The 25,351-nt window shown below is 57.4% G+C and carries 22 protein-coding genes; 18 read left to right on the top strand and 4 right to left on the bottom strand.

Annotation, left to right across the window (positions count from 1 at the left end; translation table 11 throughout):
* Positions 1-4: 4 nt before the first annotated feature.
* Entirely contained in the window at positions 5-406 is a 402-nt protein-coding gene (locus tag QMK55_RS27415) for a ParB N-terminal domain-containing protein (RefSeq protein ID WP_102356011.1), read from the bottom strand.
* 25 nt (positions 407-431) lie between these two features.
* Positions 432-1,322, bottom strand: coding sequence for an HpcH/HpaI aldolase/citrate lyase family protein (locus QMK55_RS27410; RefSeq protein ID WP_102356012.1), 891 nt, complete (start codon positions 1,320-1,322; stop codon positions 432-434).
* A gap of 616 nt (positions 1,323-1,938) precedes the next feature.
* Between QMK55_RS27410 and QMK55_RS27405 the strand changes: the two genes are divergently transcribed.
* The 12 genes from QMK55_RS27405 to QMK55_RS27350 all read left to right on the top strand — a co-directional run bounded on the left by QMK55_RS27405 (position 1,939) and on the right by QMK55_RS27350 (position 17,068).
* Positions 1,939-3,333, top strand: coding sequence for a Y4yA family PLP-dependent enzyme (locus tag QMK55_RS27405; protein ID WP_320328216.1), 1,395 nt, complete (start codon positions 1,939-1,941; stop codon positions 3,331-3,333).
* A 15-nt stretch (positions 3,334-3,348) separates the two neighbouring features.
* Positions 3,349-4,392 carry a PLP-dependent cysteine synthase family protein gene (locus tag QMK55_RS27400; protein ID WP_102356014.1) on the top strand — a complete coding sequence of 348 codons (1,044 nt, stop codon included), beginning with the start codon at positions 3,349-3,351 and terminating at the stop codon, positions 4,390-4,392.
* Positions 4,393-4,420: 28 nt separating this feature from the next.
* Entirely contained in the window at positions 4,421-5,581 is a 1,161-nt protein-coding gene (locus QMK55_RS27395) for an NAD/NADP octopine/nopaline dehydrogenase family protein (RefSeq protein ID WP_320328215.1), read from the top strand.
* A gap of 36 nt (positions 5,582-5,617) precedes the next feature.
* Entirely contained in the window at positions 5,618-7,468 is a 1,851-nt protein-coding gene (locus tag QMK55_RS27390) for an IucA/IucC family protein (RefSeq protein WP_320328214.1), read from the top strand.
* A gap of 13 nt (positions 7,469-7,481) precedes the next feature.
* Positions 7,482-8,726, top strand: a complete 1,245-nt coding sequence (locus QMK55_RS27385; RefSeq protein WP_320328213.1) for an MFS transporter — start codon at positions 7,482-7,484, stop codon at positions 8,724-8,726.
* Between the two features lie 15 nt (positions 8,727-8,741).
* Positions 8,742-9,926 (top strand): aminotransferase class V-fold PLP-dependent enzyme, encoded by a 1,185-nt coding sequence (locus QMK55_RS27380; RefSeq protein WP_102356018.1) that lies wholly within the window; start codon positions 8,742-8,744, stop codon positions 9,924-9,926.
* Positions 9,927-10,011: 85 nt separating this feature from the next.
* Positions 10,012-10,527 (top strand): sigma-70 family RNA polymerase sigma factor, encoded by a 516-nt coding sequence (locus QMK55_RS27375; protein WP_320328212.1) that lies wholly within the window; start codon positions 10,012-10,014, stop codon positions 10,525-10,527.
* Entirely contained in the window at positions 10,528-11,505 is a 978-nt protein-coding gene (locus QMK55_RS27370; RefSeq protein WP_320328211.1) for a FecR domain-containing protein, read from the top strand. It begins immediately after the preceding gene.
* Positions 11,506-11,603: 98 nt separating this feature from the next.
* Entirely contained in the window at positions 11,604-14,018 is a 2,415-nt protein-coding gene (locus tag QMK55_RS27365) for a TonB-dependent receptor (RefSeq protein ID WP_320328210.1), read from the top strand.
* 61 nt (positions 14,019-14,079) lie between these two features.
* Positions 14,080-15,261 (top strand): ABC transporter substrate-binding protein, encoded by a 1,182-nt coding sequence (locus QMK55_RS27360; RefSeq protein WP_102356022.1) that lies wholly within the window; start codon positions 14,080-14,082, stop codon positions 15,259-15,261.
* Positions 15,258-16,319, top strand: coding sequence for an iron ABC transporter permease (locus QMK55_RS27355; RefSeq protein WP_320328209.1), 1,062 nt, complete (start codon positions 15,258-15,260; stop codon positions 16,317-16,319). The genes QMK55_RS27360 and QMK55_RS27355 overlap by 4 nt, the downstream gene beginning before the upstream one ends.
* On the top strand, positions 16,313-17,068 hold the full coding sequence (locus tag QMK55_RS27350) for an ABC transporter ATP-binding protein (RefSeq protein WP_102356024.1): 756 nt from the start codon (positions 16,313-16,315) through the stop codon (positions 17,066-17,068). Before QMK55_RS27355 ends, QMK55_RS27350 begins: the two co-directional genes overlap by 7 nt.
* A 131-nt stretch (positions 17,069-17,199) precedes the next feature.
* Here QMK55_RS27350 and QMK55_RS27345 read toward each other — a convergent pair whose 3' ends face one another.
* A complete protein-coding gene (locus tag QMK55_RS27345) occupies positions 17,200-17,604 on the bottom strand; it encodes an acyl-CoA thioesterase (protein WP_102356025.1) in 405 nt (134 codons plus the stop codon).
* A gap of 282 nt (positions 17,605-17,886) precedes the next feature.
* On the opposite strand from QMK55_RS27345, the gene QMK55_RS27340 reads away from it, so the two are divergent.
* The 5 genes from QMK55_RS27340 to QMK55_RS27320 all read left to right on the top strand — a co-directional run bounded on the left by QMK55_RS27340 (position 17,887) and on the right by QMK55_RS27320 (position 22,167).
* Positions 17,887-19,068, top strand: coding sequence for a ferritin-like domain-containing protein (locus QMK55_RS27340; RefSeq protein ID WP_320328208.1), 1,182 nt, complete (start codon positions 17,887-17,889; stop codon positions 19,066-19,068).
* Positions 19,069-19,078: 10 nt separating this feature from the next.
* Positions 19,079-19,591, top strand: coding sequence for a PaaI family thioesterase (locus QMK55_RS27335; RefSeq protein ID WP_320328207.1), 513 nt, complete (start codon positions 19,079-19,081; stop codon positions 19,589-19,591).
* The gene (locus QMK55_RS27330) at positions 19,578-19,841 is read left to right on the top strand and encodes an acyl carrier protein (protein WP_158242598.1); all 264 of its coding nucleotides are present in this window, start codon (positions 19,578-19,580) and stop codon (positions 19,839-19,841) included. Before QMK55_RS27335 ends, QMK55_RS27330 begins: the two co-directional genes overlap by 14 nt.
* Positions 19,842-19,921: 80 nt before the next feature.
* Positions 19,922-21,595 carry an AMP-binding protein gene (locus QMK55_RS27325; protein ID WP_320328206.1) on the top strand — a complete coding sequence of 558 codons (1,674 nt, stop codon included), beginning with the start codon at positions 19,922-19,924 and terminating at the stop codon, positions 21,593-21,595.
* The gene (locus QMK55_RS27320) at positions 21,592-22,167 is read left to right on the top strand and encodes a thioesterase family protein (RefSeq protein WP_102356030.1); all 576 of its coding nucleotides are present in this window, start codon (positions 21,592-21,594) and stop codon (positions 22,165-22,167) included. Before QMK55_RS27325 ends, QMK55_RS27320 begins: the two co-directional genes overlap by 4 nt.
* A 158-nt stretch (positions 22,168-22,325) precedes the next feature.
* Here the strand turns inward: QMK55_RS27320 and QMK55_RS27315 are convergent, their stop codons facing one another.
* Complete coding sequence (locus tag QMK55_RS27315) at positions 22,326-23,891, bottom strand: carbohydrate porin (RefSeq protein WP_320328205.1); 1,566 nt, start codon at positions 23,889-23,891, stop codon at positions 22,326-22,328.
* Positions 23,892-24,059: 168 nt separating this feature from the next.
* Between QMK55_RS27315 and QMK55_RS27310 the strand changes: the two genes are divergently transcribed.
* Positions 24,060-25,334, top strand: a complete 1,275-nt coding sequence (locus tag QMK55_RS27310) for an ABC transporter substrate-binding protein (RefSeq protein WP_320328204.1) — start codon at positions 24,060-24,062, stop codon at positions 25,332-25,334.
* Positions 25,335-25,351 lie beyond the last annotated feature (17 nt).

Genomic DNA, 25,351 nt, shown 5'->3' with positions numbered 1-25,351 from the left:
GGGATCAGTCGTAGAGGCGTTCCAGCGGGATCGCGACCACCGGCAACGCGGGGTCAAACGCGTGCCGGGTGGTCTTGTACGGGAAGATCTCGCCCCGGGCGATGGTGCTGAAAATCCGCGCCACTTCGAACGCTTGCCCGGTCTGCCAATGCCGCACACACACTCGCGGATCGGCGTAGTCGAGCTGGATGCACGGCACGCGCTTGAGGCCCAACTGCAACGCCGCGTTGAAGCGGTGATTGCCGTCCATGACGATGCCTTGCGAACGCTCGACGATGATCGGCTCCAGCCAGTGACCGGCGCGGACAATCGACTCGCGCAGCATCGTCACGTTGGCCGGGTCGACCTGCTCCGACTGCAGCACTTCACACAGCGGCCGCAACGCAATCTGATAACCGTGTTCCATGGTGGGTCTCCTGATTGAGCGGTTTTCAGCAGGCGTCGGCGCGGGGAGCCGGCGCGTATTGGCTGGCCACATCGAGCAGCCGCTGGGCGTGTTCGATCAGCGGCAAGTCGACCATCTCGCCATCCACTTGCACAGCGTGGCTGCCCGTGGCGACCGCCCTCATCACCCGGCCAGCCCAGGCCAGTTGACGCGAGTCCGGCAGGAAGGCGCGTTGTACCGACACCAGTTGCGCAGGATGGATGCACAGCTTGGCGCCGAAGCCCAGCGAGCGTGCGTAGTGCGAGTCTTGAGCGACCACCGCCAGGTCGCTGATGGCCGGAGTAACGCCGTCGATCGGTGACGGCAAATCCGCTGTCCGCGAAGCCAGCACAATGCGGTTGCGGGCAAACAGAAACGCTTCGGGAGTCTGGCTGCAGTCGATATCCAGCGAGAAATCCAGCGAACCGAACGCCAGCCGCGCCAGGCCCGCAATAGCGGCAATCGACTCGACCTGCTGCAGGCCTTTGGCGGTCTCGATGATCGCCACGATCTGCAGTCGTGGCTGCCACTCCAGCAGGTGTTCAACCACCCGCGCCAGGGTTTCGGGGCATTCGGCCTTGGGCAGGAATATTCCGTCGCATCGTTCGGGATGGCGCATGTCGCCGAGCCAGGCCAGGTCCTGGCGAAACAGCGTGCTGTTGACGCTGTTCAGGCGAATGTAACGCTCGCAGGCGACCTTCGGCGTGCTCTCCTGCCACGCGCGGATGGCGGCGCGAGCGGCGGCTTTGCTGTCGGGGTGAACGGCATCCTCAAGGTCGAGAATGATCGCGTCCGGGCCAGCCTCCACGGCTTTGGAAAACCGCTCGGGGCGGTTGCCCGGCACGAACAGGTAGCTGATCGCGGGTGGGGTTTTGCGGCTGAGTCGATCGGATTGCATGGCGTTGCTCCTTGGCGTGAACCAGTCGTGATTTCTGAAAAATTTCAGGCCCTGCCGACAGCGATTTTCGCGGCGCTGCCCGGGCTTCTCGCAACAACCCTCAACGCCTTGTTGATCAAGGAATCAAGGGTCTTTTTTATCTCGGGGCGAACGCGTCCTTGAGCGTGTAAATACACGTTCATTGATTCGCCTTTCGCAGGTCTTTATTCAAAAATATTTGAAAACCTTACTTGATAATCGTTCCTGTTCGCAATATTGTTCACGCCGCCAAGAGGAACTATCCTCGTTTCAAAGCCGGTAATCAGCGTCACGGGAAGTACATATTACTGATGTCATTTGAATGTCAGTTACTGTCCCGCAACTGGAAATTGACCACTCAACTAGTGGTCAGTTAGCACATCCGTACAAGCCTTAGGGAATGGGGTTCTCATGCCGTTTTTTTGTGAGCCATTTATTACGATCGATGCTGCGGACTTATCTTCATTTTTCATCTGGCCGCCGCCAGCATTGCGTTTAAAGTCTCGTGACTGACGAGTAAAAAAAGACCACATCCATCGATAACGATCGGTTATCGAAACATTAATGGCGAGGTTGTTTTCGACGCCAGGGGTCAACTATGCCTACAACAAATGCAGCACCTGTTGAACAGCAAAACAACGTTCATCAACCGGGACTGTTAAATCCGCTGATTGATCCTCTTATCTCCACATTTATCAATGATTTCCCGAGCAAGCTTGAAAACCTGGTTAAACGACACGGTTCGCCGTTGAACCTGGTCTGGCCCCACGCCTTTGAATTGAATACACAAGCGTTGTTGGCCGTATTGAAGCAATACAACGTGGCTCATGCGCTCTTCTACGGAGCCAAGGCCAACAAGTCTCAGAGCCTGCTCGCTGCTGCGGCAAATTTGGGCATCGGCGTCGATGTATCGAGCATCCACGAGTTGCACGCCGCACGGCGGGCCGGTACACCGGCAGGCAGAATCTGCGCCACGGGACCGGCCAAAACCACTGAATTTCACCAGGCACTGGTGAGCGCCGGCTCGTTGATTTGCGTGGACTCGCTGGAAGAATTCGACCACCTGGCCAGCGTGATTGCCTCACAGCCAACGCCGATAAAGGCCCGAGTTTTACTGCGTTACAGGCCGAAAAGCAGTCTGAAAAGCCGATTTGGAATGGGCACCGAGGACTTGCTTGAATGCCTGCAACGTCTGACCGGGCAGCCGGCGCTTTTTCACTTCGAAGGTTTCCACTTCCATCTCGGTGGCTATGGATACGAATCCCGCGCACAAGCCTTTCGTGAGGTGACCGGGTTCGTCGAAGCGGCCAGAGAAATGGGCCTGCATCCGCAGATGATCGACATCGGCGGGGGCTTGCCGATCCGCTATGTCGAGCCTCAGGCCTATGCCCGGTTCCTGCAGAACGACAACAATCCCGGCAATTATTACAACCACAAAGTTCCGACCGCTTATTATCCCTACGGCGGTGACCTGACAGCCCCACAATGGTTGGCATTATTGCTCGAGGCCGAGCATTCACAAGGCTTGTCGATCGCCAATTACTTGAAACTTCACAATATAACCCTGGCACTCGAGCCCGGCCGAAGCCTCGTCGATCAAGCGGCCATTTCAATATTCCGCGTGACCCGAAGCAAACAGCTCGCCGACAACAAAACCGTTCTGTTTGTCGAGGGCAGCAGTTTCAGCGCCTGTGAAACATGGTTCGCCTCTGAATACCTGGTCGATCCAATACTGATCAGTACCCAAGAACTACCCGACACACCCACCCAAGCCTATATCGCTGGCCATAGTTGTCTGGACGATGACGTAATAACTCATCGCCTGATCAACTTTGCCACCGCACCCAAGGCCGGCGACTTATTGATCTACGTCAATACTGCCGGTTATCAGATGGACCTGCTGGAGAACGAGTTTCATCGCCACCCCCTGCCCCGGCGGTTGACGGCGACCTGCTGTACGGAAGGTAACTATGTGTTTTCACCTGACTACTAAAGGGAACAATTGAAAATGATATTGACCAAAGTCTCGGACCTTATTGGTAATACACCGATGTTGGGTATTGATGTTCCGGACACCAACGCCCGTTTGTTGTTGAAGATTGAAAAAAACAATCCCGGCGGCAGCATCAAAGACCGCATGGCGCGCAACATGGTGCTGGCCGCTCTCAAGTCCGGTCGATTGAAACCCGGCGGCGTGGTTGTCGAGTCGTCATCCGGCAATACCGGGATCGGTCTGGCGATGGCAGCGGTCGAGTTCGGTCTGCATTTCATTGCTGTGGTCGATCATCACGCCGCGCAAGACAAGATTGCCGTGATGAAAGCCCTCGGTGCCGACATTCGCTTCGTCAAAGGCACCTACCGCGAAGACGAAGTCGCAGTGGTCGAGCGCCAACAGATGGCCGCGGAACTGGCGACCGAGATTCCCGGCGCCGTGTTCATGAACCAGTCCGACAACGCAGCCAATGCCGGCGGCTACAGTGATTTCGTCCGCGAAACCGTCGCTCAGGCTGAAGGCGCTATCGGTGCTTATGTCGGATGTGTCGGCACCGGCGGCTCGATGACCGGAATCGCTCGCGGCTTGAAAGTGCACAACCCGGACACCGTCACCGTCGCGGTGGAACCCGCCGGCTCGATCGTCTTCGGCCATCCCGGTTATCCCTACTATCAATCGGGCACCGGCACGCCAGCCGGCGACACCGTGGGCCTGGTGCTCGATTACAGCTGCATCGATCTGGGTGTGCAGGTCACCGACTCTCAAGCGTTTGAAACGGCCCGCTACATCGCGCGCAATTTCGCCCTGCTGGTGGGCGGTTCGACCGGCGGTGCGATTTTCAAGGCACTGGAGCTGATCCACAAAGGTGCGCTGCGCGGCAACGTCGTCGTGCCGATTGCCGACGGTGGTGAAAAATACCTGCACACCGTGTTCGACGACAAATGGCTGCAGGAACGCGACCTGATCGACGCGAGCATCGCCCCGCAACTGGACGCCTGGCTGGGCAAGACCCAATGGCTGGATTCCGTTTCCGCGCCGCTGCAACTGAGCGTCGCATGACCCATCCTTCACACAGGAACGCCTCTCGATGAATCTGTTGAAAGTCGCCATTTGCGGTGGTGGCAGGACCGGTCACCTCAACGCCATCCTGTTCAAACAGCTGCCCGATGTTCAGGTTTCGATGCTTACCAGCAACCTGGAGATCATCGAACAACACGCCCGTCAGACGCCAATGCAGGCGCTGCTGCCTGACGGTTCGACCCTGAGTGCCCGACTGGATCGGGTGACCACCGATGCCAGAGCTGCCGTCGAGGATGCCGACATCGTCATCATCACCGTGCCGGCCCATGCCCGCGCGCAAATCCTCAAGGACATCGCCCCGCATCTGAACGCGAGCAAGCCGGTGTACATCGGCGCGATTCCCGGTTTCTGCGGTTTCGACTGGCTGGCCGAAGCCACCCTGCCCGACCGCCCGAACCTGGTGATCTGGGGCATGAAGGACGTCCCGCATACCGCGTTCGAGCTGACGCCGGGCCGCTCGATCAAAATGGGTGGCGGCAAAAGCCAGTTGTATGTGGCGACCCACGCCAGAGAGCCGCAAACCGCCCGCCGACAACTGGAGAAAATACTCACCAGACTGTACGGCCCCTGCGTGACGATGCTGGAAAATTACCTGGAGATCACCCTGACGCCGGGCAACCCGATCATGCACAGCTCGGTGATTTATGGATTGATCGGCCCCTACGGCCAGTGGCATCGCAAGATTTTTCCGCAGCGCATGTGCTGGTGGACCGAATGCCCGGAACTCGGCGCCTACTTCCTCGAGCGCATGGACCAGGAAAGCCAGGATTTGTGCGCGGTCATCAGCCAGCGCATGGGCGTCGACCTGTCCTCGGTCAAGTCACTGAAACAGGAAATCGTCGAGGCCTATGGCGAACAGATCCGTGACCAGAGCAGCATGTTGTCGATTCTGCGCACCAATCAGGCCTACAACGACATTCTCGCGCCGATGGTGCCCGCCGCCGACAACCGCGCCGGTTACGTGATCGAACGCGAGAGCCGGGCCTTCAACGAAGACGTCGCCTACGGCCTGGTGCTGTTGGTGGAAATGGCCAAGCGATTCGACCTCAAGGTGCCCTACATCGAAGAGGTCTTGCACTGGAGCGTTGACTACATGCAAGGCCTGCGCGACTCGGCACTCGACTATTTCCCAAGCCACTGGCCTCGCACGACAAGCGCCGCCGCGTGATCTCTTTACTCAACTTTCGACGAGCAGACCGCTGATATGGATGACTTCAAGACACTGATCGCCTACTCCCGCAAAAACGCCATGCGCCGCCTGATTCGCTGCCTTTTTGCGGAAAACATCCTCGACCGTTCGGCCCTGAGCTTTTGCGTCGAGGGCAACCAGGCCACTTACCCGCTCAAGGGTGGCCGCGCTCACCTGGCCTTTTCCGATATCGCCAAAGGCCCGGCCGACACGGTGGTCAACGACGGTGACGTGGTGCTGGTGACGGACGAAGGCGTTCGCCAGGTCATCACCAGCCATCAGGACATGCTCGATGTGCTGCGCGACAGCTTCGACTTCGAACCGACTGACGAAGGCGTGGCCGGGCTCAAGGCCGACATGGAAAACAGCCTGACCAACGACGCTCACGCCCGTCAACATCGCCAGCAATGGAATGCACGACTGCAGCAGGCCACCACGGATGCCGGGCTCAACAGCTTCACCGACTACCTGCGCCAGCACGCCAGAACCAAGGACGCTGCCATTCTTCTGGATCAGTGGGGTTCGCTGGAAGGCCATCCGTACTACCCGACATGGAAAGCGCGCCCGGGCCTGAGCGATGAGGAAGTCGAGCAACTGTCACCCGAGTTCAATGCGCAGGTGCCGCTGCGCATCGCCGCACTGCGCGCCGACAACGCGAAAAGCGAAAGCATGCCGCACGTGATCGATTACCGCGCCTGGTTCGCCGCAAACTTCCCGGCGCAATGGGAACAATGGAAATCCTCGCTGAACAACAAGGGGCTGGACGAAAACCAGTGGTTGCCATTGCCAATCCACGGTTGGCATTTGCAGGCCTACGTGCTGAAAAACTTCGCGCAAGAAATCGCCGACGGCATTTTGATTACCGACGGCCCGGTCCTTCCTGCCCTGCCGACCATGTCATACCGCACGATGATGCCGCTGCTGGATGAATGCGCGCCGCTGATCAAGCTGCCGATTGCCGTGTGGATGACCAGCGAACTGCGCAGCCTGCAAGCCAAATCGATTCACATGGGCCCGCGCATCAGCACTGTGATCAGCAAGATTCTTGAGGTTGAAAACGGCTTTGATCAGCGCCTGGAAATCTTCCCGGAAGAAATCGGCGTGCGTTACAAAAACGCAGTCACTCAGGACGATCATCCGGGCCGGCACTTGTCCGTGGTGTATCGCGCCAGTGCCCCTGCGTTCCAACGCAACGACGATTGCCTGCCGATTACCGTGGCGTCGCTGTTCACCCGTTTACCGGGCAGTGGTCGTCCGCTGTTCACCGATCTGATCGAGCGTGATGGCGTGCGCGCCGACGCTGCACAAGTCGAGCGCTGGTTCCGTGAGTACGCGAAAGTGGTCACTCACCCGGTGGTGGCGATCTATCTGATGTACGGCGTGGCCCTCGAAGCCCATCAGCAGAACACCATGGTGCTGTTTTCCCTCGACGGCAAAGCACGTAGTCTGCTGATCCGCGATTTCGGCGATGGCCGCACTTACGCGCCGCTGCTTGAAGAGCGCGGCTACAGCCTGCAACCGCATGTGCAGCCGGGCATTCTGCCGACCGTATTCTCGGGCGATATCGAGCCGGTGCGCATGTTCGTCCTGGATGCGGCGTTCCTCACGCACCTGCACGAAATGGCCCTGTGGCTGACCAAGGAATACGGCTTGAACAACACGCGGTTGTGGCAGGTATTGCGCGAGGAAACCGACCTGGCCTTCGAGGCTGTGCGCGATCGTGTCGCGCCGGCTCTGTGGGAAGTCGAGCACAAGGCGTTCGTCGAAGATCCATGGCCGACCCGGTCGTTGTTGCGCATGCACATGATGCAGTACAGCAACTATCGTTTGCAGCACACCCTGACCAACCCGCTCGCTAGCGTTTAACCGAGGCAGACTCATGTCCCATGCAGGTGTCATCCAGGGTTCGAGAGTAAGAATCCTGATTTATCTTCTATTTGCGATCCAGTTAGTGTCCATGGGCGCGATGGAAATGAGCGGGCCGTTCTGGCCTGTCCACCTGCGTGGACTGACGACTTCGGAGTCGGTTTTCAGCTTCGCCAGCATCGCCGTGTATGTCGGACCGATGCTGGGCATTATTCTGACCAGTGCATTCTGGGGCCGTATCGGCGATCGCTACGGCCACAAGTTGATGATGATCCGCGCCCTCGCCGGCTTGTCATTGACCCAGCTTGGGCTGGCCCTCTTCAGTGATATCTGGGTCATTCTGATCCTGCGTTTTCTGCAGGGCGCCTTCGCCGGCTACATTGCCCCGGCACAGGCTTACGGGGTCAGTATCGAGGCCCCTTCGCGGCGAGCGCGATTGTTCGCCATCCTGCAAATCTCCACCAACGTCGGCTCGTTGCTCGGCGCGGTGGTCGGCGGGTTGATTCTCGACTACGCGACGTTCTTCTGGATCAACATCATTGCTTCGGTACTGTGCGCCGTGTGCACGGTGATCGCTGCTGTGACCTTGCCGGACGTACCGCCGGTGAAAAAAGCGCCGGTCGCGGACAACGCCGCCCCTGTGCGCCGTTCCGGCAATCTCTGGCAAGGTTCGCCATTGCTGTCGCTGCTCGGGGTAATGGGCATACTGCTGTTGGCGCGGATGCTGCCGCAGACCTCGTTCTCGCTGTATGTCAGCTCGGTGTTCGAGGTCAGCAATTCGGTGGTCGGCCTGTGCTACGGCTTGCTGGCACTGGGTTTTATTCTGTCGGCCACGGCCTGGTCGCGCTATTTCGAACACCGGAGCCAGCAGGACACCCTGCACCGCATCACTTACATCGTCATCGGCTGCATCGCCCTCACTGCTGTGGCGGGCGTCACGCGCAATCCGCTGGTGTTTGTGGTCGCCTACTTCATCTGGGGCGTATTGCTGGGGGCTACCACGCCAGTGCTGATGGCCTTGATCTCGAAAACCGCTGACAGTTCGCAGCAGGGTCATGTGCTAGGAATCGCACAGGGCACTGCGCAGTTTGCCTCGATTGCCGGGATTTCCGCCGGTGGCCTGCTCAGTCAGGTCTACGGCTTGCAATACACCTATCTGTTCGTTTGCCTGGCCTACGTGGTGGCGCTGATCCCGATTGTCGCCCTGCGTTACTGGCCCGCGGTGATGCAACCGAGTGCAGCCCCGCCGGGGGACTGATCAAGGAGTCTGCTTTTGAACATTGAACAACTGCGCGCCGACACCCCCGCTGTCGCGCATCTGATCCATTTCAACAATGCCGGTGCGGCGCTGATGCCCGCGCCGGTGATCGAGGCCATGACCCGGCACATTCATCTTGAAGCGAATCTTGGCGGGTACGAAGCCGCCGGACAGTGCTCAGCCGAAGTGGAAAATGTCTATGGCACCATTGGCCGCCTGATCAACGCACAACCCGATGAAATCGCGGTCATCGAAAACGCGACGCGCGCCTGGGACATGGCGTTCTATTCGTTGCCATTGCGACCGGGCGATGTGGTGCTGACCTCGACCACCGAGTACGCCGGCAACTATATTCCATACCTGCAATTGCAGCAGCAGCGTGGCATCGAGATACGCGTCATTCCCAATGATGAACGGGGCCAGGTCTCGTTATCGTCGCTCAAGGACATGCTTGCCGATGATCGGGTCGCACTGATTTCCCTGCCCGTGATCGCCACCAATGGTGGGCCGGTGCAACCCATCGAACAGATAGGCGCCCTCGCTCGTGCGGCCGGCGTGCTGTTTCTGCTCGATGCCTGCCAGGGTGTCGGGCAGATGCCGATCGATGTGCAGAAAATCGGTTGCCACATGCTCGCCGCCACCAGCCGCAAATACTTGCGCGGGCCGCGTGGCATGGGATTTCTGTATGTCGAACGCGGGTTGTGTCAGAACCTTGAGCCGGCATTCCTCGACTTGCATGCGGCTTCTTTGCAAACCGCTGACAGTTTCGAAATCCGCCCGGACGCGCGGCGTTTCGAAAACTGGGAATGCAACGTCGCGGCCAAACTGGGCCTTGGTGCGGCGGTGGAATACGCGCTGGCGCAAGGTATCGAACCGATGTGGTTGCGAATTCAGCACCTGGCGGAGTACCTGCGCCAGCAACTGTCCGACGTTCCGGGCATCACCCCGCGAGACCTCGGCGCGGTCAAGTCCGGCATCGTCACCTTCACGCATCGCGATAGCAGCGCCGTGCAGGTTCAGCAGTGGCTGGCTGCTCAAGGTAAACGCATCAACGTCACAACCTCGACCTGCGGTTCGACCCTGCTCGACATGCAGCACAGAGACTTGCTTGAAGTCAGTCGCGCATCACTGCACGCGTACAACACCGAGGCGGAAATCGACACGATGATTGCAGCCCTGCGGCAACTGCCATACGCCTGAACAGGACACCAATCGGCGCTTGCGTCAGAGCCAGTTTGTAAACTAGCATTGGGAATACTTCTCAATTGCATGAATGCCTGCAGCCATGAGCCAAACCCTTCCCGCGAACAACGACAATCACCTGCGCGCGATCGAAGCCCTGTACAGCGGCCATCATGGCTGGCTGTACGCGACGCTGAGAAAAAAACTGGGTAACGCCATGGATGCGGCGGACCTGGCGCAGGACACCTTCACACGCATCCTCGCCTCGCAAGTCACCGTCATCGAGCAACCGCGGGCCTATCTGAGCTGTGTGGCCAAGGGCATTCTGGTCAACTGGTATCAGCGCAAGGCGCTGGAACGCGCCTATCTGGACGCTCTCGCCCACGTACCTGCGCAGGAAGTACCTTCGCCGGAATTGCGTTTCATGGTGCTGGAGACCCTGCACGAAATCGACGCGATGCTCGATGCGCTGCCGCCATTGGTCAAACGTGCGTTCCTGCTTTCGCAGATCAGCGGCCTCAAATACGACGACATCGCCGAACAGTTGGGCGTGTCGCTGATCACCGTCAAACGCTACATGAAGCAAGCCTTCGTGCAATGCCTGCTGCTGGTGGAGTGAATGCTCACCCTGCGCAGTCAGCCTCATCCCGATCAACAAGCCCTTGAGGAGGCGGCCGACTGGCTGATCCGCTTTAGTGAAGGCGAACTCAGCGACACTGAGCGAGCCGAATGGGAATACTGGAAAACCAGCACCCCTGAACGCAGTCGCGCCTGGGCGCGGGCGCAGTTGCTGCAGAGCAAACTCGGTGGGCTGCCACCGTCGTTGGCGATGTCGTCGCTTGATCGTCCGAGCAGCCCTGAGCGCCGTGCGGCACTGGGCAAACTGGCGATGATCCTGGCGATCCTGCCGGTCGGCTGGGGCAGCTGGAAGCTGGCAGAGTCTCAGCAATGGTCGGCCGACTATCGCACCGCTGTTGGCCAGCAACGCGCGCTGACCCTGGCCGACGGTTCGAAAATCACTTTGAATACCGCCACCGCCATCGACGTCCTGTTCGATGCCAATCAACGGCTCATTCATCTGCGCGAAGGCGAAATACTGGTGCAAACCGCAACGGACAAATCGCCGAAGCCCCGTCCATTCCTGGTCAGCACCCGCCAGGGCCGCATGCAGGCGCTGGGCACGCGCTTCACCGTTCGAGAGCTGGAACCGCGCACTCACCTTGCGGTACTCGAAGGCGCGGTAAAAGTCGAGCTGGCGGAAAATCGCCAAGGGACGCCACTGATTGTCAATGCCGGGCAACGTACCGATTTTTCGGCGCATACCTTCGGCCAGGTCAGCGTCGCCGAGCGCTACGTCGGCGCCTGGGCGCAGGGCATGCTGATGGCCGACAAAATGCGCTTGGCGGACTTCGTCGGCGAGTTGACGCGCTATCGCCGTGGGTTTGTGCGCCTCGACCCGGCGATTGCCGATCTGCGTGTGTCCGGCGCCTACCCCATCAGCGACACCCAGCGCACCTTGAACATGCTCGCGCAAACCTACCCGATCCTTGTCAGCGGCCATTTGAATGGCTTCTGGGTCATGCTTTCCCCCGCCTGAATCAAAAAAACATTTACCGATCCGGTGATACTTTTTCTGATCTCGACTGGCTTGTAGGGAGAAGCACTCTACCGTCCTGTTTATAGGTCCATCCATTCATGCTCGCTGCACGCCCTCTGCGTCCGGATCGTCAGTTCAAACCAGTTATTCGCAGTGCGTTGCTCAGCCTTGCCCTGATCGCGGCCGTCAGCCCGCTGGTTGTGGCAGGCATGCCGGTGCAACTGGACACTGTTGCGGTGCGTGCCTACAACATTCCCGCAGGGCCGCTGGGCGCGACCCTGTCGAACTTTGCCGTGGATGCCGGTATTGCCCTGTCGTTTCAGCCAACGTTGACCGAGGGCCTGAACAGCCCTGCGCTGATCGGCCAGTTCTCGACCCGGGACGCGGTCAATCGCTTGCTCGAGGGCAGTGGTCTGGACATGGTGTTGCGCAGCGACGGCAGCTACACCCTGGTACAGCGCCGACTGACCCTGGACGAAACCGCCGTGATCGGCAGCGAAAAAACCGCCGATGCCTTGCCACCGGTGTACGCCGGCGGCCAGGTGGCCAATGGCGGGCGCCTGGGGATCCTCGGCAATACCGATGTGATGGACGCGCCTTTCAGCATCAGCACCTACACCTCGACACTGATCAAGGACCAACAGGCGGTCACCGTGGGTGATGTTCTGGAGCGCGATTCTTCGGTGCGCTCCACGGGCCAGACCGGGGGCATCGTCGACTCGTTTTTCATCCGTGGTTTTCCCGTCGGTGAAGGCAACCTCGGTGAACTGGCATTCGACGGCGTGTACGGCGTGGCGCCCAACTACCGGGTGTTCACCGAATACGCCGAGCGTATCGAGCTGGTCAAGGGCCCCGGCGCCCTGCTCTACGGCATGTCGCCGAACAACGCGGTCGGCGGTGTGATCAACGTGGTACCCAAGCGTTCCCTTGATGAGGACCTGACCCGTGTCACCACCAGCTACGCGATGAACTCACAGCTGGGCGGCCACCTCGACGTCAGCCGGCGTTTTGGCGAGGAGCGTCGATTCGGCGTGCGCCTCAATGGCAGCACGCAACTGGGCGATGCCGCCATCGACGATCAATCGCGCCATGTCGATATCGGCGCCCTGTCCCTTGACTATCAAGGCGAACGCCTGCGCACCAGCTTCGACTGGCTCAATCAGGAAGAACGCTTCGACGCCGCATCACGGCCCTTCCTGATCGCCCCGGGCGTGGACATTCCGTCGGCAGCCAATGGCCGCATCAATGTCAGCCAGGACTGGGGCTGGTCGCGAACCCGTGACAAATCCGCGCTGCTCAGTGGCGAATACGACCTCAGCGACGCCCTCACGGTGTTCGCCCATGCCGGCGGCGGCAAGTCGGATGTCGCGCGGATGTCCGACCAGACCCCGACCATCATCAACGCGGCGGGCGATACCTCGTCGATTCCCGGCTATTACAAGTTCGAAGTCGAGCGCTACACCGTTGACGCCGGTGCGCGCCTGCGATTCGACACCGGGCCGATCAGTCACCGCACATCCCTGCAGGTCAGCCGTTATCGCGATGTGCTGTCGCGCGGGATCATTTCCGGTGCGCCGATCCTGTCGAATATCTATCACCCGGTGGATCGCCCAAAACCGTACATCCCCAAGCCGGACACGCCAAAAGTCTCCGACAGCGAACTGACCGGCGTGGCGCTGGCCGACACCCTGTCGGTACTCGATGACCGGGTACAACTGACCGTCGGCGTACGCCAGCAGCACATCAAGTCCGACAACTACAACGCCGCCGGGGTCGTCACCACGTCCTACGACGACGGCCGGGCCACGCCGCTCTATGGCGCGGTGATCAAGCCATGGGACCACGTTTCGTTTTACTACAACTACATCGAAGGCCTGAGCAAGGGCGACATTGCCCCCTCCACGGCATCGAACGCCGGCGAAATCTTTGCCCCCTACATCTCCCGTCAGCACGAACTCGGGGTCAAGGCCGATTACGGCACCTTCACGTCCACCCTCTCCCTGTTTCAGATCACCAAACCCAGCGGCGAACTGGCTTGCGGGGTGTTTTCGGTGCAGGGCGAGCAACGCAATCGCGGGCTTGAGCTGAATGTGTTCGGCGAAGTCGTGCCGGGCACGCGACTGCTCGGTGGCGTGACCCTGCTTGACGCACAACTGAGCAAAACCTCGGTGGCCGGCAACCGTGGCAATAAACCCGTGGGCGTACCCGAGGTGCAAGCCAATCTGTGGGCCGAATGGGACACCTCGTGGGTCGAGGGACTGACGCTCACCGGAGGGGCGATCCATACCGGCAGCCAGTACGTCAACCAGGCCAACACGCAGAAACTCGATGACTGGACCCGCTTCGACGTCGGCGCGCGCTACACCACACGCATCGACGAACGACCGACCACGTTTCGCGCCACCGTGCAGAACGTGTTCGATCACGAGTACTGGTCGGGCGTCGCCTCCTACGGCGCGTTCTCCCAAGGCTCACCGCGCACTTTATTACTGTCGGCAACTGTCGATTTCTGAAACGTTCAGCCGGGTGGCGGTGTGAGCCGTTGGCCGAACTGACTTTGCAAAGGCTTTGAGCATGGTGATTTTCGATCGACGCAGCTACGCGCTGGCGGCGCTGCTAATGGCAGGCGTGCTGGCTGTGTTTTCTCTGGTGCCGCGCACGGCGCACGCCGCCGAGGCAGATCCGGCGCGCACCGAGGTCACCGATCTGCTGGGGCGCAAGGTCAAGGTTCATCTGCCGGTCAGGCGCGTCATTCTTGGCGAAGGACGGCAGTTGTATCTGGTCGCCGCCCTCGACACGCAAAATCCCATCGAACGCATCGTCGGCTGGCGCAAGGACCTGATTCAGTCGGACCCGGACACCTACAACGCCTACCTGCGCAAATTTCCCGACATTGCCAAAATCCCGACCTTCGGCGGCTTTGAAGACGGCACCTTCGACATCGAGCAGGCGATCTCGCAGCGCCCGGACGTGATCATCCTCAATGTCGAGGCACAGCACGCCACCGAGGATGCGCGCTACATCGAAAAACTCGACGCACTGGGCATTCCAGTGGTGTATGTCGACTTTCGCAACAACCCGATGCAGAACACCGAACCGACCATGCACCTGTTCGGCCAACTGTTTGGCAAAGAACAACGCGCGCAAGCGTTCATCGACTTTCGCAACCAGCAGATTCACCGCGTCACCGACGTCATCGAAAAGCAACACCCGGCCCGGCCCAGCGTGTTCATCGAGCGCATCGGTGGCTACACCGACGATTGCTGTCTGAGTTTCGGCAACGAGAACTTCGGCCTGTTCGTCGATATGGCCGGTGGCAATAACATCGCCCGGCGCATCATTGCGACCACGTTCGGCCAGTTGAATCCCGAGCAAGTGATCGTCGCCAATCCGGCCCACGTGGTGGTCACCACCGCCAACTGGGAGGCTTTTGCTCCTGGTGGTCATTGGGTCGGCGTCGGCCCGGGTGCCGACATGGCCGAGGCGCGCAAGAAACTGGCGTGGTACACCCAACGGCCAGCGTATGCGGGTATCAAGGCGCAGGACACGCAAGCCTTCCACGCCATCTGGCATCAGTTCTACAACAGCCCGTATCAGTTCGTCGCTATCCAGCAATTGGCGAAATGGTTCCACCCCGAACTGTTTGCCGATCTCGATCCGGATGCGTCATTTCGCGAACTGCATGAGCGCTTCCTGCCGGTGCCTTATGAGTCTGGCTACTTTGTCAGCCTGCGCGCGCCTGAGGTCAAACCATGAGCTCATTGACTGACGTAGTGGTCGTGCAGCGCGAAGCCTATCGTCGGCTGGTGCTGCGCAAACGTCTGATCCTCGCAGGGCTGGTGTTCCTGTTGCTGTGCAGTGTGCTACTCGACCTGGCGCTGGGGCCCGCGAGTTACAGCCTCGGCGAAGTGCTTGGTGCGCTGATTTCACCGGACAGTGCCTCGCCGCAGGTGCGTGTGGTGATGTGGGACATTCGTCTGCCGGTGGCGCTGATGGCGGTGGCCGTGGGTGCCGCGCTGTCACTGGCGGGCGCGCAGATGCAGACCATCCTCAATAACCCGCTGGCCAGCCCGTTTACCCTGGGCATTTCCGCTGCCGCCGGTTTCGGCGCTGCACTGGGCCTGGCGTTCGGTGTCGCGCTGTTTCCGCTGGCCGCACAATTCATGGTGCCGCTCAATGCGTTCATCATGGCCATGCTCTCGGCGCTATTGATCCATTTTCTGAGCATGCGTCGCGGCGTCACTGCTGAAACCATCGTGCTGCTCGGTATTGCGCTGGTGTTCACCTTCAATGCGTTGTTGGCACTGGTGCAGTTTTTCGCCACCGAACAGGCGGTAGCCGCCGTGGTGTTCTGGACCATGGGTAGCCTGACCAAAGCCACCTGGCCAAAACTGGGGGTGATCTGCGTGGTAATCCTGATCACCCTGCCGATCTTCGCCAAACGCGCGTGGGCCTTGACGGCCCTGCGTCTTGGCGACGACAAGGCCGCCAGTTTCGGCATCAACGTGCGCAGCCTGCGCTTTCAGACGCTGATCATGGTCAGCCTGCTCGCCTCGTTTCCCGTGGCATTCGTCGGCACCATCGGCTTCATCGGGCTGGTCGGCCCACACATTGCGCGCATGCTGATCGGTGAAGACCAACGGTTCTTCCTGCCCGCCTCGCTGCTGACTGGCGCGCTGATTCTCTCGGCCAGTTCCGTGGTCAGCAAAACCCTGATCCCCGGCGCGATCTTTCCCATTGGCGTGGTCACTTCGTTGATCGGCGTGCCGTTCTTCATATCTCTGATTCTGGGCGGGAAGAAAAACTCATGGTGAAGCTGCAACTGGACAATATCGGCGCCCGTTACGGCCAGCGCGAAATCATTCGTGACGTGTCGACATCGATGTTTTTCGGTGGTCAGGTGGTGGCTGTGGTCGGCCCCAATGCTGCCGGTAAATCGACGCTGTTCAAACGCATGGCCGGGCTGATCGACGGCCCCGGACAGGTGATACTGCAGGACTCGAAAAAAAGTTCGGCGAGCATCAGCTACATGCCTCAGGGCTTGAATGCCAGTGCACGTTTGACGGTCTACGAGTCGGTTTTGCTGGCCCGCAAGCAGTTGACGCCCGGTTGGGCCGTGAATGATGACGAACTGAAACTGGTCGACGAAATTCTCGCGGCGCTGGGCATCAGTGAACTGTCCTTTCGCAACCTGGGTGAACTCAGCGGTGGCCAGCAACAGTTGGTGTCCATCGCACAAACCTTGGTGCGGGAGCCGGAAATCCTGCTTATGGACGAACCGACCAGTGCGCTCGACATGCACCGTCAGGTGCAGGTGCTGAACTTCATGCGCACACTGGCCCGTCAACGGCAAGTGATTGTGTTTATCGCCATCCACGACTTGAACCAGGCACTGCGATTTGCCGATCAAGTGCTGGTCATTGCCGATGGCACCACTCAAGGAAGTGGTCCCACAAATGAGGTGATAACCGAACAGATGCTGCGCAGCGTCTACAAGGTGAAAGCCCGTATCGAACAATGCAGCCTCGGGTTGCGACACATACTCATCGACGATGTCAGTTGAGTGTCCACGTGTCTTTGATGTGCATCGTGCTGGCAGATGGGCACACCTTGGAATAATGCGTTGAAGCTTCGCGCGAGTCGGTGCCGGACCTGAGTATCCGATTGGATCACGAGACACATAGCGACTGGCGCCTATGAAAGAAGCACTCTCAATGGCGCGGGAATGGGTACAACTTCTTTACTGTCTGGTGAGATACATACATGTGTGATATTCGCTGTAAAAGACAATACGCCTTTACCTGAAAAACCCTCAACCAAGAAGGTGAAAGAGTGCTCTCCAAGCTTAGCCACACCAACCTTGATAATCATTTCGTCATCCCACGTCACCGGGGCCAGCAACTCTATCGACATCGCGCGCACCGGCGGCAATATATTAAAACCCATTAAAGTTCTAAGCCCAGGCGCTCCTACCCACCTATCGAGCGCTATACCAATAGCCTCTACAGCAAAATATGAGAACCGCGGGGTGTAAACCACCCCTGCCGGATCACAATCGCCGAACAAAACAGTTCGATTTACAAAAACCGCATCCGGCATTAGTCCATCCCTGTAGTTATTGCCTGACCAAGCGGCCGGCAGCTTGCCTTAAGCCTCACCTTCTTGAAGCCCATTTATCACAAAAATACCGGATTAGCAATCAGACCAAGGTCTTGTGATCAGCGCCTGATTCACTTCTTTTTTTTGGATCCAACGTCTATATACTGGGCCCCGCCGTGACCAAGACTGGATTTATGGTCTAAAAACTGACCTTACAGTCATGGTTCTGGCGCGACACGCTCAGGTGTCGATATGGAGATGTAAACATTGCAAAGGACTTCCATGAATATCTTTTACCTTCATTCCGGTGACATTAACTCGTCCGCTATCTCGCTAGTTGACCGCAAGGGTTATGCTGTCGTCGAAAAAGCCATTCATGAGTTTGTTAATGACGTTGACTTAGAGGATTCCGGTTGCTCGGTTATTCTGATCGCCTCTGACCAATTGCATGAAGTAGAACAGGTGCTGGAAGCCGTCAAAAAACCAGGCCTGCTGGTCAGTACACGGGTTTTACTGGTCAGCGATGACCCGAAAGTGTGCACCCTCGGAGATTCGGTAAAATACGACATTCAAGGTGTCATCTCGCCTGAAACGTCAATAGCCGACATTGAGAAAGTTATCGAGAAAGCGATTTTTGCTTTTACGACCCTTCAATCAAAGCACAACATCAAGGAGTTCTATCTAGATAATAAGTTTAACGAAGTCTTTGACTGGTTCGAGCAATCACGATGGGAATGGTCGGAAATCGGGGATCTTTCAAATATCGATAGAAGCCTGTTGACTGATGAAGACATTCAGCTTCTGCATGACGGTGCTGTTGTAGAGCATACGACACTTCCCGGCTCACACAACTTCCTCAACGAATGGCGTGATGAATTCGGGTTTTCCACCTGGTCATTGATGTGGGGCGCGGAAGAAGCCAGGCATGCTTTGGTTCAGGCCAAATACCTGAAGCAATTGGGTATTGAGGTTCGCTCAAAACACGCCATGTTTACGCGTAAGCCGTATGAGGTGGGTGACTACCCTTCCGCTACTCTAATGATGAACGTGATCTCTGAGTACCGGGCGGCGAACTACTACAACCTGCGTGCACATCGCACGAATGAGCCCACACTGAAGAAAATCTGGCGCTTGCTCAGCAAGGACGAATCTCGTCATGCCAAGGCGTTCTATGTTTTCTGCAAAGAGTTGTGTGAGGAAAGCGATGTCAACATGTTGGAAGCCCTCAAGATGGCTTATGTCTGGCTGATTGATGCGTCCTATGGCGTCAAGCATCCTGCCGGCTTGTTTTTCCCGAACGCGGACTCACCCGACTCGGTCAAGACCATTGAGCAGGACGTGGTGGGCGATGATGACAATGAACGCGGTGATGCCAACGTCTATCGCGCCTTGCGTAATCTCACCGGCAATAAAGCCATCGTCGATACGCGCTCACTGAAATCCGAGATCCGCGCCAGAATGTAGGTCATGCTTCATGAAAAACGCTCTTGTAGATGCGGTAGATGTAGCATCGAATTGTTTTGGTTGCAGCGTTCAAAACGATATTGGCTTGAAATTAGTGTTTGATGACGGCTTGGACGAGGTGTCTGCCCCCGTATCTCTGGGGCGTGAGTATGAATCGTACCCCGGCATAGTTCACGGTGGAATTGTTTCTACGGTTCTGGATGAGTCCATGGGAAGAGCCATTATGGTCTTCACTGGCAAAATGGCGGTGACGATGGGGCTGCGAGTGCGCTTCATCAGTATCTGCGAGTCATTTGCAGCATACCGAGTCACCGGCAAAATCATCTCCATGACCGGCAACATGATTAAAGCTGAAGCACGACTCTTGACCCCAGCAGGCGATCTGGTTGCCTTGGGTGAGGCATCGTGGATTGTGATTGAGCCTGAGTCGGTCATCAGTGGGCAGACTAAAGTCCCACATAGAACATCTCTTTATATAGAAAATGAAGTTAACCGCAATGGAGCTGCTTGTGAACGAAATTGAATTCGATGTGTTGGACATTATAACCAAGGTCGTTGGCCTGGACGTCGGCTCGGTAACGACAAGTACCAGCATCAGAGATCTTGGCGTGACATCGATGAAGATCGTCGAAATGATTTTGATGATCGAGAAGAAATACAACATCGAAATGCCTGATGACGCAACATACACTATTGAAACTGCGGGACAGCTGATTGCAACCGTGCAGGTGTTGGTTGAAGCCAATCAAGTTGAGTCGCTCGTTATTAGTTGATCGGCCAATAGGTTGCGCCTTGCCGTAGATCAATAGACGGCAAGGCGTTTATTCGCCAATTTTAAAAATCAGGGAATGATGTGATTACGATATTGACTGCACTTTCACGTACAGCCAAGCTGTCACCAGAGCGCGGATTTCACGTTATTAAAAATGGCAAGGTTACGTCATTTTTGAGCTATGCCAGCCTGCATGAAAGCGCACTGGCCAACGCCAGTTCAATGCGTGGGCAGGTAAGGCTAAACGAACGAGTCGGGTTGATATTTTTCAACGAACTCAGCTTTATCGAAAGCTTCTTCGCCATCCTGTTTGCGGGTGGCGTCCCCGTCCCCATCGCACCGCCGCAACCGTTCTCCCCGCTGCACGGTTTCTTCCGGCGGGTCGGGCTAATTGCCAGGCAATCCAATATCCACAGAATTCTGGTTTCCGAATCGATCAGCGATGAGGTCAAAGAATCTCTCGGCATTCATACCTCCTCGATCGTGCAAACGCTTGATGAGTTCTGCGCTCTGGATGAGAGCGATGCAGTGGTTCCACTTGCTGCCCCCAACGCAATCAGTGATACCGCGTTGATCCAGTACACTTCCGGCAGCACTTCGGATCCGAAAGGGGTCGTGGTCTCTCAAGAAAATCTGATCTTGAATGTCGCCGCGATGTGCGAAGCGTTTGAAATGAATGCCGAGTCTGCCGGTGTGACGTGGCTTCCGTTCTTTCATGACATGGGTTTGATCGGGGGGCTTTTATTGCCTGTGTTTGCCGGCTCTGACTCTTACATCATGCGAACCGCTGACTTTGTTAAAGCGCCGCTTAGCTGGTTAAGGGCCATCTCCGACTTTTCCTTGAAGATTTCACCCGCGCCCAACTTTGCCTATAAGTATTGCCTGGAACGATTCAACGCCGACTCTTTATCAGGCTTGAACTTGACCTCCTGGCGCTCCGCCACAAGCGGAGCGGAACCCATCAACCCCAAAGTCATGCGAGCCTTTGCGCAGGCTTTCGCTCCTTATGGCTTCTCTGCAGATTCGATCATGCCTCTGTATGGAATGGCCGAAGCGACGCTCGGGGCAACGTTCAGCGCCGTCGGCGCAGGCATGCAAAGTATCTATGTCGACCGTGAGGCCTTGAACAAAGGTCTGGTTGTGCGGACAGACAACGATGCCCCCGGAAACAAAGAGATCGTCTCGTGCGGGAAGCCCATTCGCCATGTAGAAGTTAGCATTCGTGCCGACAACCTGCAGTTTATGAATACCCCGCTCCTGCTGGGTGAAATTGCGCTGAAAGGCCACTCTGTATGCAGCGCATATGACAACGATCAGAAAAACACCACGGCGATGCTTGAAAATGGCTGGTTCTTGACTGGCGATATAGGCTTCTTGCTTGAGGAGGAGTTATATGTTGTGGGGCGAAGCAAGGAAGTCATCATTATCAACGGCGCCAATTACTTCGCCAATGACATTGAAAGTTATACCTCTGAAGTCGATGGCGTTCGAGGCGTTGTGGCCGTTGCGCAGATCGGATCGGACAGCGAAGAGTGCGCGTTACTCATCGTTCCGGCAAAAGGCAGTGACCCAGACAATCTGACTAAAATCGTTCGCAGAAAGATCAATGACGAACTGGGAATCCACATCGCGAGTATCGATATCATTGCTGCCGGGCAGCTGTTCAAAACGACCAGTGGAAAGATTGATCGAGCGAAAATGAAATCACTCTACAACGAAAACTTCTCACGATCCGCCGAGGCCGTTAACCCATGAACCTGTTTTTCAGATTATTCATCATGTCGTTGGCGGGTGCTGTAATGCGATGGCGCAAACCTGCCAATTTCAGGAGCGCGACAACCATTAAATTCACCGCCGCACCGCTCGATATCGATTTGAACATGCACATTAATAACGGGCGTTTCTTATCGCTTGCAGATCTCGGCAGGCTGCATTTCCTGTGGTCTGTCGGCACGCTTGGGGGGATTCTGAAAAACGGCTGGATGCCTCTGGTAGGCAACGTGGATATTGAATACAGAAAGTCGATAAAACTTTTTCAACGGTTTGAAGTTAAAACCGAACTTCTTTACTGGGATGAAAAATGGTTTTACTTCCAGCATGTCTTCATGCTTGGATCGAAGGTGTCGGCAGTGGCCAACGTCAAGGCACTCTTGATCGACCGCTCGCGCAAAACTGTTGAGCCTGCCCGAATATTTGCACTGATCGGTGAATGCCCTGAACGTCCAGCCGTGCCCGATTCCATCAAGGATTGGGTAATACGCCCCCGGGCACAACCCCAAACTGCGACGTCCTTACCGCCCAAAGCCCTCGAATCACAGAGCGAGTAACACTGATGGCTTGAACGACGCATCCCAAAGCGGCTGCTCTTCGTTTTGAGCCATCAATTTATAGCCAACCTCAAAGTGGATGGCTGCAGCCGACATCTCTGTTTGCGACAACAGCCAACAGGTGCGCTCAGGACGTGTTGGCCGAACGCGTTCAAATATTAAAACCAGGTTTCCATCTGAATGCCGTATTGCCAGACACCTCCAGCGTGGAAGTCGGTCATGCCGAAGGAATCCGTGGTACTGAATCTGTCCAGGTCCGAAGACCAGTTCATGAAGCTTGCGAACACTCGCAACTCGGGACGCGTGAGAAGATCTGCGACGTCAAGTTTGAATGTCGGGGCGACCGTGAATTTCCAGAAGTTACCGTCGACCGCATTACGCTGCAGATAGCCCTTGGGATCGAGATTCATGGTTTGCCAGCTCATTTCGTAGGCCATTTCGAAGTTGCTGTTGATTTTGTTAGCCAATCGCACGTTCAGGGTCAGCCAGCGGTAGTCGTCACCCTTGACGTATCTATCCTTGCTTTGCTCGGCCAGCAAGCTGGGCCCGATACGCCAGTCAGGCGCAAGCGGGGTCTCACCGTAAAGTGCAAGACGCAGCGCGCGGGCGTCGTCAATCAGTTCACCGTCCGAGCCGACGTTCTTGACCTCTGCCCCCAGACCTTGCCCATAGAGCAGCGCCGTTTTGAAGAAGCCTTCCCTGCCGAAAAAGTTTTTCTGATGGTTGGCCAGCATGCTGTGCAAGCCGGAATTCGCAGGCGTCAAACCGGCTTTATTGGTGCGCGTAGCGAAATCGTTTTTCTTGGCGCCGATGGCGTTGTACATCCACTGCCACTGGCCATCGTTGAAGAACTGGTTGGAGGTCAGGATGTAGCTCTCCACGTCGGCATTAATACCGCTTTGACTGAAATCCCCGTAGCTGCGCCCAATCAAGGAGTAGTTCGAGCGCCAATTCTTGCTCATCTGCACATCGTAAATTCCGCCGCCGGTGCCGGCCAGGTAAACGACGTCCGAGTCCAGCCAGTGGATATCGAAATTATCTCTGTCGAAGCGCTTGCCTGCCCACAGCGTGGAGTTCTCGAACACTGAGTTCCCTTTGAACGCAGCGACATGGTCGAGCGTTGTGAATACCTGGCGTACGTTCAGTTTGCTTTCGTCCGCCGTCCAGTCGTTGGAACTTTCCACACCGTCGGCGATGGAGACCGTGAATTTGGAGCGGGTGCCGTTTTGCGCATAGATTTCTTTCGACAAGTCTATGCGCATGTAGGTGTCGTCTTCGTTACCAAGTCGCCCGACTGCCCCGCCCACCGAACCGGCCGGCGTTGTATAAGGGCCGCCACGGCCACCCCCCAGCCCCTCGTCGATCAGCAATCCTGAGCGGGCATAGCCGTTGAAGCTGAACCCGTCAGTGAGGTGTCCGGTATTGCTCTCTTTCTCCAGGCTTTGCTGACGGGCTTCGAGTTTTGCCACTCGGGTATCCAGGGCCGGCGCCGAAGTGACTGGCGCAGTGGACGCGGCGGGCTGTAAGGCGGGAGTGGCGAGTTTGAGTTGTTGCAATTCCCTGGCAAGTGCCTGGGTTTGCTGTTCGGCTGCGGCTGCACGCCTTTCTGCTGCGCTGGTGCGGGCTTCAAACGCGGCCATCCGCTCTTCCAGAGTCGCGGCCTGAGAGGTCACCGCCGATGTGCCCAGCACACCTGCAAGTAGCCAGCTTGATCCTTTCTGCATGTGAATTTCCTGTTTTGTTTTTATTGTTTGGTTACGCCATCTGCCCTTTTTTTCGTGAGTGGCGAGTTGTCACAATCGATTAAAAAAAGGGTGCCTCATCGCAAATACGCTGCTACATTTGGCGATGTTAACGTTAACTTTTCTAAAAACAAAAATAAAGGATGCTTGATGAAACATCTGAAATCGCTCCTGCCAGCCGCATTAATCTCCCTCATTGCCGGACTCCCATCCGTCTCGAGCGCAGCCGATCTGACGATCTCCTGCGGTGCGGTGGGTGCAGAGTTGCAACTGTGCAAGGAGGCCGTCGAGAGATGGTCGAAACAGACTGGCAACAACGTCGAGGTGGTTTCCACGCCTAACTCGGCGACCGAAAGGTTGTCGTTCTACCAGCAGATCCTCAGTGCGCAGTCCACCGACATCGACATCATTCAGATCGATATGGTGTGGCCGGGGATGCTGGCCAAACATCTGCTGGATCTGCGTGAGGCGCTTCCAGCCAACGCGACTCAAGGCTACTTCCAGGCACAGGTCGATAACGCCACGGTCAACGGACGGCTGGTGACGATGCCGTGGTTCACCGACTCGGGCCTGCTGTATTACCGCAAAGACCTGCTTGAGAAATACAACAAGCAGGTTCCCCAGACGTGGGAGGAAATGACCGCTACCGCCAGGGATGTTCAACAGGCTGAACGCAACGCAGGGAACGCCAGTGCGTGGGGTTACATCTTTCAGGGACGCGCTTACGAAGGGCTGACGTGTAATGCGCTGGAGTGGATCAGCAGCCAACCGGAAGGCGGGCTGATCAATCAACGCGGAGACATCGTGGTCAACAGTCAGGCCTCAAGAACGGCTTTGACGTTGGCGAAAAGCTGGGTGGGAGACATCTCCCCGCGTGGCGTGCTCAATTACACCGAGGAAGAAGGCCGTGGCGTATTCCAGTCGGGTAATGCGCTGTTCATGCGCAACTGGCCTTATGTCTGGGCCCTGGTGCAAAGCCAGGACAGTGCCGTAAAAGACAAAGTCGGGGTCGCTCCCCTGCCCCGCGGCGGCGAGACCGGCGACCATGCCTCCACCCTCGGTGGTTGGGGCCTTGCGGTATCGCGCTACAGCGCACATCCCAAACTTGCCGCCGAACTGGTGAGCTATCTGACCAGTGCCCAAGAGCAAAAACATCGTGCCCTGATAGGCGCCTATAACCCGGTGATCGAGTCGCTGTATCAAGATCCCGAGTTGCTCGCGGCCATGCCTTATTACGCTCAGCTGCACAGCATTCTCAACGATGGGGTCATGCGCCCGGCCTCAATCACCGCCGATCGCTATCCACGAGTCTCCAATGCGTTCTTCGATCGAGTGCATGGCGTGCTGGCGGGCGAGTTGCCCGTCGATCAGGCGCTGGCCGAACTGGAAAGCGAACTCACGCGTATCAAACGCCAGAACTGGTAAGCCACAAGGAAGGAAAC

Origin of the sequence: Pseudomonas sp. P8_229, from assembly GCF_034008635.1 — a bacterium.
Taxonomy (GTDB): Bacteria; Pseudomonadota; Gammaproteobacteria; order Pseudomonadales; family Pseudomonadaceae; genus Aquipseudomonas.
This window is presented reverse-complemented; position numbering and strand designations above follow the sequence as displayed.

Excerpts from the sequence above, each read along its gene's own strand:
- QMK55_RS27360 (WP_102356022.1), top strand. The coding sequence starts at position 14,080 with ATGGTGATTTTCGATCGACGCAGCTACGCGCTGGCGGCGCTGCTAATG.
- QMK55_RS27365 (WP_320328210.1), top strand. The coding sequence starts at position 11,604 with ATGCTCGCTGCACGCCCTCTGCGTCCGGATCGTCAGTTCAAACCAGTT.
- QMK55_RS27405 (WP_320328216.1), top strand. The coding sequence starts at position 1,939 with ATGCCTACAACAAATGCAGCACCTGTTGAACAGCAAAACAACGTTCAT.
- QMK55_RS27345 (WP_102356025.1), bottom strand. The coding sequence starts at position 17,604 with ATGCCGGATGCGGTTTTTGTAAATCGAACTGTTTTGTTCGGCGATTGT.
- QMK55_RS27385 (WP_320328213.1), top strand. The coding sequence starts at position 7,482 with ATGTCCCATGCAGGTGTCATCCAGGGTTCGAGAGTAAGAATCCTGATT.
- QMK55_RS27315 (WP_320328205.1), bottom strand. The coding sequence starts at position 23,891 with ATGCAGAAAGGATCAAGCTGGCTACTTGCAGGTGTGCTGGGCACATCG.
- QMK55_RS27350 (WP_102356024.1), top strand. The coding sequence starts at position 16,313 with ATGGTGAAGCTGCAACTGGACAATATCGGCGCCCGTTACGGCCAGCGC.
- QMK55_RS27400 (WP_102356014.1), top strand. The coding sequence starts at position 3,349 with ATGATATTGACCAAAGTCTCGGACCTTATTGGTAATACACCGATGTTG.
- QMK55_RS27395 (WP_320328215.1), top strand. The coding sequence starts at position 4,421 with ATGAATCTGTTGAAAGTCGCCATTTGCGGTGGTGGCAGGACCGGTCAC.
- QMK55_RS27410 (WP_102356012.1), bottom strand. The coding sequence starts at position 1,322 with ATGCAATCCGATCGACTCAGCCGCAAAACCCCACCCGCGATCAGCTAC.
- QMK55_RS27355 (WP_320328209.1), top strand. The coding sequence starts at position 15,258 with ATGAGCTCATTGACTGACGTAGTGGTCGTGCAGCGCGAAGCCTATCGT.
- QMK55_RS27375 (WP_320328212.1), top strand. The coding sequence starts at position 10,012 with ATGAGCCAAACCCTTCCCGCGAACAACGACAATCACCTGCGCGCGATC.
- QMK55_RS27320 (WP_102356030.1), top strand. The coding sequence starts at position 21,592 with ATGAACCTGTTTTTCAGATTATTCATCATGTCGTTGGCGGGTGCTGTA.
- QMK55_RS27390 (WP_320328214.1), top strand. The coding sequence starts at position 5,618 with ATGGATGACTTCAAGACACTGATCGCCTACTCCCGCAAAAACGCCATG.
- QMK55_RS27335 (WP_320328207.1), top strand. The coding sequence starts at position 19,079 with ATGAAAAACGCTCTTGTAGATGCGGTAGATGTAGCATCGAATTGTTTT.
- QMK55_RS27370 (WP_320328211.1), top strand. The coding sequence starts at position 10,528 with ATGCTCACCCTGCGCAGTCAGCCTCATCCCGATCAACAAGCCCTTGAG.
- QMK55_RS27340 (WP_320328208.1), top strand. The coding sequence starts at position 17,887 with ATGAATATCTTTTACCTTCATTCCGGTGACATTAACTCGTCCGCTATC.
- QMK55_RS27310 (WP_320328204.1), top strand. The coding sequence starts at position 24,060 with ATGAAACATCTGAAATCGCTCCTGCCAGCCGCATTAATCTCCCTCATT.
- QMK55_RS27415 (WP_102356011.1), bottom strand. The coding sequence starts at position 406 with ATGGAACACGGTTATCAGATTGCGTTGCGGCCGCTGTGTGAAGTGCTG.